The following is a 9,267-nucleotide window of genomic DNA, read 5'->3' as shown; positions in this document are numbered from 1 at the left end:
ATACACTGCTGTAAACATGAACGCTATCGGCTCGGGCTTGCTCGGTGCTGTTGCCTACGGGGAACACGCCGGCCAGCTAATTGAGTATGAGCGCCTACTTGTGATCGAGCGCCGCATTCTCCGCATTGAGAAGGCCATGCGGCGGGCTGGCATTGAGGTTGAGGATATTTTGCCATGACCGACGAAGCCGACTTCATCATAAGCCGCGAACAGGGCACTGCCCTTATCGCCATTGAAGCCCTGATAGGCACGGAGCTTGTCCAAATCAGTGGTGAGTCCGCCGCGTGGGCCATAGACTGGATCCGCAGCATTGCCGAGGAAGTGCAGCTTCAATCCAGCGGCTCGATTGTGGGGCAACCGAAATGACCGACGAAGAACTGATCGCGCTGGCTGATAGGCTGGCCCAGCTTGGTGATAGCGGTTGGCTGATCGATGGCGAGGCCGACGATTGCACGAATGCAGCCGCCGCTATTCGCGCGCTGGTCGCTGAAAGGGGGAAGTGATGGGAGAAGGATTCAGGTTCGCGGGCTTGCGGTTTGAGCCCTACCGCCCAGCAGCCCGCGTAGCCAGTCGTCGGTCATGGTCAGAATGGTTCAAAAGGCGGGTACTGACAGGAACCCCCAGCGCCGCGAGGGCCGCTATGCTCGATCAATCGTAAGGCTGCAATCGAACGAAGTCTGAGCCCGGCCGGCGCGATCTGGTCGGGCTTTTTGCTGTCTGCGCGAGGCGTGGAATAAGTAAAACAACCTCTTCTAACTGACGAAAACCCGAAGCCCGATAGTAAAGATCAATAAAGCGGTTTCACAGCGCATCCCCTCCGCCGCGCACCTGGGTAGGACCCGCGTTTTTCTGCACTATTCCGCGCTTTCCTTGCATTTTATTCTTGCATCGCGCCGAACCTTATGGTTCATGGCGCTTAGAGGCATCGCCCGCGCCTCTTTCGACTAGGGCAACTGGATAGGATTAGAGCCATGCAATCTATCAAGATCATGACAGGCGGTCCCTATGACCTGCACTCATACGGCAACGGCACGGCTTATTGCCTTGAGCTTCATGGCAATGACGAAAAGCCCGAAACGCCTTGGTCAATCTTTGTGCAGGGCGATGACGCAACGCAATTCAGGGAAGAGATTGCCGCTATTGAGGCAATGCACCCTGCAATGCCAACGCGGGACGTTCTCGGCCAAATGTGGGCAACCTATTGGCAGGGTGAAGCATGATCCACCTTGCCCCCTACATCATAGCCGCAAGCGCTGGCGCATTGGCGCTTGCCAGCTTGGCAAATGACTTGCGGCGAATTGTCACCATCGCGCCAGTGCTGCGCGCCAATGCGGAAAGGTTCCTGCCATGAATTACCCCTTGCATGAGCGCTTGGCCTATGAATTTAGGGAAGAGCTGGCGCGCACGGTTACGCCTGAACAATGGCGGGAAATTCAGCGCCGTAATGGCCTTCCTGAATATGCGGGGCCGATTTGTGCAAGCCATGATTTTTGCGACGCAAACGAAGTTATGGCCGCTGCATTTGCAAAGGTTATGGGCCGCGATGCCTTGCCGGATGATGATAGCGGCATGACTGATTCCGATTGCGAGCTTTGGGGCGCTGCATGGGCGATTGCCAAGCGTGAGCACCTTTCGCCGGGAAAATGGTGATAGCCGAAACTAAGGCGCGCACCTTGCGCCCTAGTCATGCCGGATTGTCCGTCCGGTGTCTGGCGATGGCAGGACATAGGATTGAGAGCGATGAACCTTCTCCACGATAACGAAACGATCAGCAAGGCGCGCGCGATGCGCCTTTGCGCCTATGCCAAGATTGTTCAGGATGCGCGCAAGGCGCTCGATGCAATCTGCAACATGGATGAAGAGAATTGCGCCCGATACGTCGCAAAGGTGGATATTTTGGCGCTCGATGCCCTTATCGCGCTAGATCATGCCCTAGAGGATTTGGAGCGCCCGGCATGACAATCGGCGGCAAGATCCACGTTCTTTGCTATGGCCAAGCCATATGCGGGACGATCACGCAAATCGGCCATTACACCGGCAAGCCATCGCAAATGCGGCGCGCCGATACTGGCCAGCTTAGGGCAATCGTGCCCGGTTCAGCGATTGCAGGCTGGCCAGCATGAACGCGCCCCCCTTCGCAGTCGGTCAATCCGTGATCGTGTCGCCCCCTATGACGCCTTGCGCGCGGCATCGCGGCAAGATCATCCGCAAGGCAAAGTATGGTTGGCGCGTTCAGTTTGACGCTTGGGGCATGACGCTAACGGAAACCTTGCCGGAAAGGGCCCTAGCGCCAATCTAACCCAAGGGCGCGCGGCCCTATCCCGCGCGCCTATCCTTGCCCCTATCCCGGTTCATGGGGGCAACGATAGGCAATCGCCTAGAACGATCAGGATTGCCCGGCCTGATCGCCTGCAAAGGGCTTTGGAGAATGAGACAATGCCAATCAGCGACACAAAACGCGACCGCACCCGCAAGCCTGAATCCAAGCGCCGCGCATTGACGCGCAAGGGCCAGCGGATTGCCAAGAGCGCGCGGATTTTCCTTTGCTTGGCGTTTCCGCCTCAGCTCGCATTTTGAGGGGCAGGACGATGGCGAATCTAAGCTCCCCTCATATTGTTATTATCGGCAACCCGGTTGACGGCTTCACCCATTACGGCCCCTTTGCCGATTGGGAAGCGGCAACCGACTGGGTGGAAAGCCTGAGCGATTGTGATTGGTGGATTGCGCCGCTCGAACCGGCAGACCCTACCCCTGTTTAACCCCTACCCGCATTTAGAGGCGCGCGCACTGGCCAAGCGCGTGGCAAAATCCCGGCCAATCTGATAAGGAATTGAACATGAAAATCACCGCAACTTATAGTCCTGAAGATAACAAGCTGCGCCTTTATGCGAGCGAGCGCCTGGACTCAGAAACCTATGCGCGCGTGAAAGAGGCGGGCTTTTCATGGGCGCCAAAACAGGGCCTTTTCGTTGCCCCCAAATGGACCCCGGCGCGCGAGGATCTGGCGACCGAGCTTGCCAGCGAAATCGAGCCCGAAGAAATGACCCTTGCGGAGCGCGCCACGATCAAGGCGGAACGGCTGGAAGGCTTGGCGCACAAGCGGCACGGCGAGGCTAACGCATTCGCCCGGCGCGCGGGTGAGCTTTCCGAGGGCTTCGCTATGGGCCAGCCTATCCTTATCGGGCACCATTCCGAGCGTAAGGCGCGCAAGGATCAGGAGCGAATGCAGGCCGCAACCGATAAATCCGCCAAACTGGCCGAGACGGCAAATTATTGGCTCTATCGGGCAACCGGCGTTGAGCACTTCGCCAACATGAAAAACAGCGACCGCACACGCTCCAACCGGATTAAGACCCTGCTAGCGGAATTGCGCGACCTTCATCGCGATATTAACACCGCACACAAGGCAATCGAGCTTTGGGGCGCGCTGGGCACTGATGAACAGATAAAGCACGCCCTAGGCTGGACCGATTCCCGCGCGCTTATGGCTGGTTTCGGCACCTTTTCAGCGGTCGATAAGGGCGAGATTGCCCCGCAAGATGCTAAGGCGCGATGCCTTGCGAATGCCGATCGCGTGATTAACGGACCCGGCCGCCGTCGCTGGATCGAGCACACACTTAACCGGCTGGCCTTCGAGCGTTCGCTTTTGGGTCCGATTGCCCGATTTGAAGGCGACCTAACCCCCGTTATCCTGCAAGCGTTCGCCCGTGAACATGGCGCGGAAAAGCCCAAGGCAACCGAAATCGAGCCGGGCAGCTTCGAGCTTGAAAGCCCCGCCCCCCTGCCGCTGCACTTGGCAAGCGGGCGGTGGCTGGAATTGGAATCGGACGACTGGCGCGACCTCATGCAGTCGGTTGGCTATGAAGTGCCAGCGCCCAAGGTGCGCCGCGTATCAAGCAAGCCCGCACCGGCAAGCCTGGTTAACCCTACCGCCGAGCAGGCCGAGCAACTGCAGCGAATCTGGAATATGCAGATGTTAGCGAGCTGCAAGGCGAACGGCCGCGCCAATCTGGCAGAGGCAAACGAAATCAAGACGCTGACACAGGCGGCCTATTCGGCAAATTCGGGCGGCTCCTATTCCCCGCTTGAAACCGTCGAGATTGACGCGACCGGGCGGCGCATTGCCCTGCATAGCTCAAACTTTACTGGACGGCAGGAAAAGCCCGAAGCCGTCGCGCGAATCCGCATCTATAGCCGGGGCGCTGGTTTCCATATGCCGCGCGCCGTGGTTCATATTTCGGACAAGCCGTGCAAAGCCCTGCCGCTGGATCTGGACGCAATCGAGCGAGCGACGGAAAAGGAAATCGCTGACGCTGGCGAACCTGCAACGCTTGGCGGCCTGCCCTATGATCCGACCTTGCTTAAGATCAAACGCTATCAGCCTAGCACCACGCAGGGCGAGGCGACGCTTTACTACAACGGGCGGAAAATTGAGCGTTATGGCGACATGATCCGGCGCACCGATGCGGGCACCTATGAGGGGCACGGCGATGATTATTGGCACGCCATCGCGCGCCGCGCGCTGAGCGAAGCCGAGCAGGTGGCGGCATGAAGCCCGAACTCTACCGCATGGCAAAGCGGCCCGCCTTTCTCCCGGTCAAGCGCCGGGAGGATTTCGCTCCTATCGAGAAAACGGAAGCGCCGGAAATCGTGGCGGTGGATCGCTTCACCGAATGCCACGTAACCCCGGCCGATGTTGCTGCGCGCATGGTGGAATATCTGGACGTAAGCCCTAGCCAATGCGGGCAGGTGCTGGAGCCGAGCGCGGGGACCGGCAACCTATCCCGCGCGCTGAGCACGGCGGGCTTTGGGCCTTCGCAAATCGTGCAGGTGGAAAGGCATATTCGGCTTTCGCAGGGCCTGCACGATTTCGGCAGCGTGGCGAACAGGTGCTTTCTCGAATATGCCGCCGAAATGCGGGGCAGGGCCGAATTTGATCGCATCATAATGAACCCGCCCTTTTCCGATGTCCGCAAGCACGTTGCAGCGGCGCGCGATTTGCTGGCCCCTGGCGGCGTTCTGGTGGCGCTTGTGCCGGTGACGTTCAGGGAAGGGCAGGAAACGCTAGAAACCCTGCCGCCTGATACCTTCGCCAATGCCAAGGTTTACACGAAAATCATTCGCATCTGCCGCGAATAACCCGCGAAACGCGCCCCCTCTCCCCGCTTAGGAACCGGGCGGGGCGCGTCTGGCGGCAATGCTCAAGCCGCCACTGATGAGCAAGAGCAATTGGAGATTGAGACAATGGAACTTTCCAACATTGACACCGCCACGGCGCAAGCATCGCGCGCGGCCTTCACCTGCGAGCCGGGCGCGCTTCATGCCGCAGCCGCCTTCCTTGCCAAGCGCATTATCGAGAAGCGCCAGACCGTGCCGATTTTCGCAAGCGTTCGGATCACCGCCGATCTTTCCGGCGTCGTTACCTTGACCGGCAGCGATACCGACGCGGGCGTTTATGCCAGCGTGACTGTGCCCGGCGAAGTCGAAAGCCCCGGCGCGCTCTGCGTTGACGCGGCTGTTTTTGCCGATGCCATCGCCAAGGCGGCCAAGGATAAGGATTGCGGGCAGGTGCGAATTGCTGAGGAAGTCATCGCCGCATGGAACGGCGAAAAGACGGGCCGCGCCATCGTCACCGCGCGCCGCAATCGCCTGTCGCTGCCGACGCTCCCCGCCGATGATTTCCCGACCCCTGCCGGGGGAATTGAGCCGACCCTATCCGCGTTTAAGATCGACGCCCCGCAATTCCTGTCTGATCTTGCCGCGCTCGCGCCCTGCATTGGCAAGGAAGAAAACCGCCATTACCTGCATGGCATCGCAATCGAGCGCCGCGAAATGGCGGGCCGCGACCGTTTCGTGATGGCGGCGACTGATGGTCACGGCATGGCGATTGCAAGCCGCCCGCTGCCCGATAGCCTGGGTGAACTGCCGCAAGCCATCCTGCCCGGCAAGGCGGTGTCTGCATTGATCGCGGCGGGCAAGCTGGCAGGCGGCGCGGCGATGGCCGGCAGCTTCACCACTGAAGGCGAGGCGGCTTTCCGTTTCGAGCTGGGCAACGTCTCGATTTATGCGAGCCCCATCGACGAAACCTACCCCGATTTCATGCGCGTCTTTACCGATGCAATGGCTCCGACCGGCGCGCAAGAATGTCTCTTTCCTGACCTGCTGCCCGGCGCACCTGTCGCCATGCTGGAAAAGCTGGCCAAGCCGTTCAAGGGCGGCCTCACCTGGGCGCCGGCAAAACAAGGCTTTCTTGGCACCGTGGCGGGCGATGATGGCCTGCTGTTCGCGGTCATGTCGCTGGCCGATGCGGATGATTGCGGCAAGAAGGGCTTTTCCTACACGGCGAACGGCAGCACGGGGGAAGTGACCGGCCCGGACGGCATCACTTATCCGGTCGCGTTCAGCGCCGACAAGATCCACCTTTCAGCGGCTCAGCTTCGCGCGCTCATTGGCGAAAGCATTTTCGAAACGATGTTGATCGCGGCGGGCCTCTACATCCTGCAATGGTGCTGGGATAATGGCGATGGCCGGTTCCTGCTTGTCGGAAAGGATGGCCGGATTCGCGGGGACCATCGGACTTACATCACGCGGACGGAAGTCGAGGCCATGCTTGCCGGTGAAGTTGCCCCGCCTGCCGATATGCCCGAAATTCCAGCCAGCGCCGGGGCAGGGGAGCGCGTAGAGGCTCCCGACGCACCGATGGGCCAGATTGACGCCGACGCGCTCAGCGAGGCTCCTAGCGCCCGTGCCGATGTCATGGGCGAATCCCATGACTACAGCCCCGACCCTATCGCGGAACTTGCCGCGCGCCTCGCATCGCTCGAAAGCCGCGTTGCCACCCTTTCGGGGGAATCTATTGCCAGTGAGGCATTAATTCCCTCGGGGAATTTGCCGGGGAATTATTTGGCCTCCCCTACCGTGGCAAGGCGCACTCCGGCGCATGAACGGGCGGTCAGGCGGGCGTGGGCCGAGCGGGCCAAGGTTCGCGCCACCAAGTCGAGTGAGGCTGCTGCATGGTTTCAGGCGCGGCTTGCTCAAGATACCAACCGCAACAATCTACGCAGCGCGCAACATTGGCGCGAAAAGTGCGAGGCCATCACCGCCAAGCGCCGCCGCGCCGTCATGTTTGCCCGCGATCTCCAAAAGCGGCTCAGCGCAGAGCATCGCCTGGTCGACCGCGCCAATGAGCGCCGGGGCACCGCCGAGGCCCAGGCCGCCGCGCAAATGCAGCGCGCTATGGTCGCCGAGGCCGCGCTCACCAAGTCGCGCGCCGATCTGGCCGACCCTCACCAGCCCGAACGCGAGAGCGACTTGCTCTTGCTCAAGCGCCAGCGTGACGATGCGCGGGCCGAGGCCGAGCGCGAACGCAATGCAGCGGCGGCCGTCAATGAACGGAACACGCGCCTGCAAAGCGTGATGGCCGATCTTGGCGAGCGGTTCGAGGTGATGGCGGGCAGGGTGGCGCGGGCCGAGGCGGCGCTGCGCGTGCAGGGAGCGGTCGCCTAGCCACCCCTTTCCCCGCTTGGGGCCTATCGTGGAAATCCAGCCGGCGCGCGAATCCTTGCGCGCCGGGCAGGGCAGGCGTATTCAGCGCCACCGGCAATGCCCGCGCCGGTTGATTTGAGGGCAGGAGATTTGAGAGATGCGTTCACCCTATCTATGCCACCTCGCCAGCGATTACCGCGGCGCGTTTCCCGATGGCGGGATGCTTGCCGAACGCAAGTGGGACGGCTTCCGCTGCCTGTTCTTCCGGGGGGTCGACGGCCAGCCCCGCCTCTGGACGCGCAACGGAATGCCTATCGAGGGTTGCGACCATATTCTGCGGCAATTGCTTCGCGTGGAGCAGCGCGCGGGCTTCCCGGCCTTCATAGATGGCGAACTTGTGGTCGACGGCACGCTGGCGGCAACGAAACGCTGGGTCGAAACCGATTACCGTCAAGGTGGTGAGCGCGGCACATTCCATGCCTTCGATATGCTTTCGCAGGCCGACTGGAAGGCGGGCGGGACCGATACCCCGCTCTATCAGCGCAAGAGCGCGCTGGCGCAGGCCGTCAGCGAAGCCGAGGCTGATCGCTCTGATTGGGACTGGACGCCGGGCACGCGCGGGCGTGATGAGAGCGAGCCGAGCCCGGTCGAATTGGTCGAAGATGCCTGGGTTTCCAGCCACGCCGACCTGATCGCCGAGGCTCGGCGCATATGGGCTATCGGCGGAGAGGGCCTGATGGCGAAATTCGCTGAGGAACCCTACCGGCGAGTTCGTTCGGGTGCCTGGGTAAAGATCAAACGCGACAACATGAATAAATGGAGCAAAGCAGCATGACCCCAAACGACAAGATCACCGTCAAAGCAGCCGCACTCAGCGCCCTGCTGCACGAAACCGCGCCACTCGCCGGCCAACAGGTGTTCAGCATCATCGCCGACACCGAACGCGCCCTGAAGCGCGCCGCGCGCCGGGCAGAACAGACCGAGGGGTTCGAGCGCGTCGAGTTCGCGCAGCACGGCGGGCCAACGATCGAGTTCAACGGGCGCTTGCTGGCCGAGAACAGTTTCGAGGCGAAGGGGCATATCCCTACCCGTGTTGCTTTCGAGATATGGGAAACCGAGGCCGGCGCGTTGATCGCGGCGAGCATTTCGACGCCGCTTGACGGTCAAGGCACCGAACTGGTCGAGGTCACTGTCGCCGAGCCGAGGGGTGATACATTCACTTTGGGTGATAGCCGCCCCATGTCTTCCCCTGACGATGCTCAGGCGATGCACTTCGCCATCATGGATCACTTCGGCTGGCGCGATGGCGCGCGGGGCATGGCGAAGAAGTTGGGTTGGGATTTGAAAGTGGAGATTCTGTGATGGAGCGTGACCCTACCGCAGACGCCTGCCTCACTAACGGCGATGTTGATCGCGCAGCCGGGATCATCGCGAACCTCAAGGCACGGCTCGATGAGGCAGAGGCTAAGTTGGCCGACGCTGAGCGCATAAAGTTCGAGACGGCGGCTATGCTTGTTATCGCTGCGGGCGGGCGCATTCAGGTCAATCCGCGAGACATGGCTGATGTCCACTCATACGAGCTACGTCAGTTTAATTTCGTGCAGAACGGGGCCATCGTTTTTACAGCACACCGGAAGTAACCCCTACCGGCGAACTGCCGAAACTACCGCCGTCCGAAGCGAGACATAAAGAATGCTGCATATCCCCTTTCGGGGGAATTGAGCCTGAAACGCAAAAGAGGGGGCAAGGCCCGAAAGCCTCACCCCCTCCATTCACCGGCAA

General features: G+C 61.0%; 13 protein-coding genes. All 13 read left to right on the top strand.

What is annotated here, in order from left to right; translation table 11 throughout:
* Positions 1-174: 174 nt before the first annotated feature.
* On the top strand, positions 175-366 hold the full coding sequence (locus tag RMO89_RS01360; RefSeq protein ID WP_310530760.1) for a hypothetical protein: 192 nt from the start codon (positions 175-177) through the stop codon (positions 364-366).
* Entirely contained in the window at positions 363-503 is a 141-nt protein-coding gene (locus RMO89_RS01355) for a hypothetical protein (protein ID WP_310530758.1), read from the top strand. Before RMO89_RS01360 ends, RMO89_RS01355 begins: the two co-directional genes overlap by 4 nt.
* Before the next feature lie 468 nt (positions 504-971).
* On the top strand, positions 972-1,220 hold the full coding sequence (locus tag RMO89_RS01350) for a hypothetical protein (protein WP_310530757.1): 249 nt from the start codon (positions 972-974) through the stop codon (positions 1,218-1,220).
* Positions 1,217-1,351: a hypothetical protein gene (locus RMO89_RS01345; protein ID WP_310530756.1), complete on the top strand. Its 135-nt coding sequence runs from the start codon at positions 1,217-1,219 to the stop codon at positions 1,349-1,351. The genes RMO89_RS01350 and RMO89_RS01345 overlap by 4 nt, the downstream gene beginning before the upstream one ends.
* Positions 1,348-1,650: a hypothetical protein gene (locus RMO89_RS01340; protein WP_310530755.1), complete on the top strand. Its 303-nt coding sequence runs from the start codon at positions 1,348-1,350 to the stop codon at positions 1,648-1,650. Before RMO89_RS01345 ends, RMO89_RS01340 begins: the two co-directional genes overlap by 4 nt.
* A 90-nt stretch (positions 1,651-1,740) precedes the next feature.
* The gene (locus RMO89_RS01335; RefSeq protein WP_310530754.1) at positions 1,741-1,959 is read left to right on the top strand and encodes a hypothetical protein; all 219 of its coding nucleotides are present in this window, start codon (positions 1,741-1,743) and stop codon (positions 1,957-1,959) included.
* 629 nt (positions 1,960-2,588) lie between these two features.
* Complete coding sequence (locus tag RMO89_RS01330) at positions 2,589-2,759, top strand: hypothetical protein (RefSeq protein WP_310530753.1); 171 nt, start codon at positions 2,589-2,591, stop codon at positions 2,757-2,759.
* A 77-nt stretch (positions 2,760-2,836) separates the two neighbouring features.
* Complete coding sequence (locus tag RMO89_RS01325; protein WP_310530752.1) at positions 2,837-4,552, top strand: DUF3560 domain-containing protein; 1,716 nt, start codon at positions 2,837-2,839, stop codon at positions 4,550-4,552.
* Positions 4,549-5,139, top strand: coding sequence for a methyltransferase type 11 (locus RMO89_RS01320; RefSeq protein WP_310530751.1), 591 nt, complete (start codon positions 4,549-4,551; stop codon positions 5,137-5,139). The genes RMO89_RS01325 and RMO89_RS01320 overlap by 4 nt, the downstream gene beginning before the upstream one ends.
* A gap of 105 nt (positions 5,140-5,244) precedes the next feature.
* Positions 5,245-7,506: a DNA polymerase III subunit beta gene (locus RMO89_RS01315; RefSeq protein WP_310530750.1), complete on the top strand. Its 2,262-nt coding sequence runs from the start codon at positions 5,245-5,247 to the stop codon at positions 7,504-7,506.
* A gap of 136 nt (positions 7,507-7,642) precedes the next feature.
* On the top strand, positions 7,643-8,320 hold the full coding sequence (locus RMO89_RS01310) for a hypothetical protein (RefSeq protein WP_310530749.1): 678 nt from the start codon (positions 7,643-7,645) through the stop codon (positions 8,318-8,320).
* Positions 8,317-8,847, top strand: coding sequence for a hypothetical protein (locus tag RMO89_RS01305; RefSeq protein ID WP_310530748.1), 531 nt, complete (start codon positions 8,317-8,319; stop codon positions 8,845-8,847). Before RMO89_RS01310 ends, RMO89_RS01305 begins: the two co-directional genes overlap by 4 nt.
* Complete coding sequence (locus RMO89_RS01300; protein WP_310530747.1) at positions 8,847-9,125, top strand: hypothetical protein; 279 nt, start codon at positions 8,847-8,849, stop codon at positions 9,123-9,125. Before RMO89_RS01305 ends, RMO89_RS01300 begins: the two co-directional genes overlap by 1 nt.
* Positions 9,126-9,267: the final 142 nt, after the last annotated feature.

The sequence above is a fragment of the Novosphingobium sp. genome (assembly GCF_031424035.1).
Classification (GTDB): domain Bacteria; phylum Pseudomonadota; class Alphaproteobacteria; order Sphingomonadales; family Sphingomonadaceae; genus Novosphingobium.
Note: the sequence above shows the minus strand (reverse complement) of the source record. Positions and strands in the feature narration are given on the sequence as shown.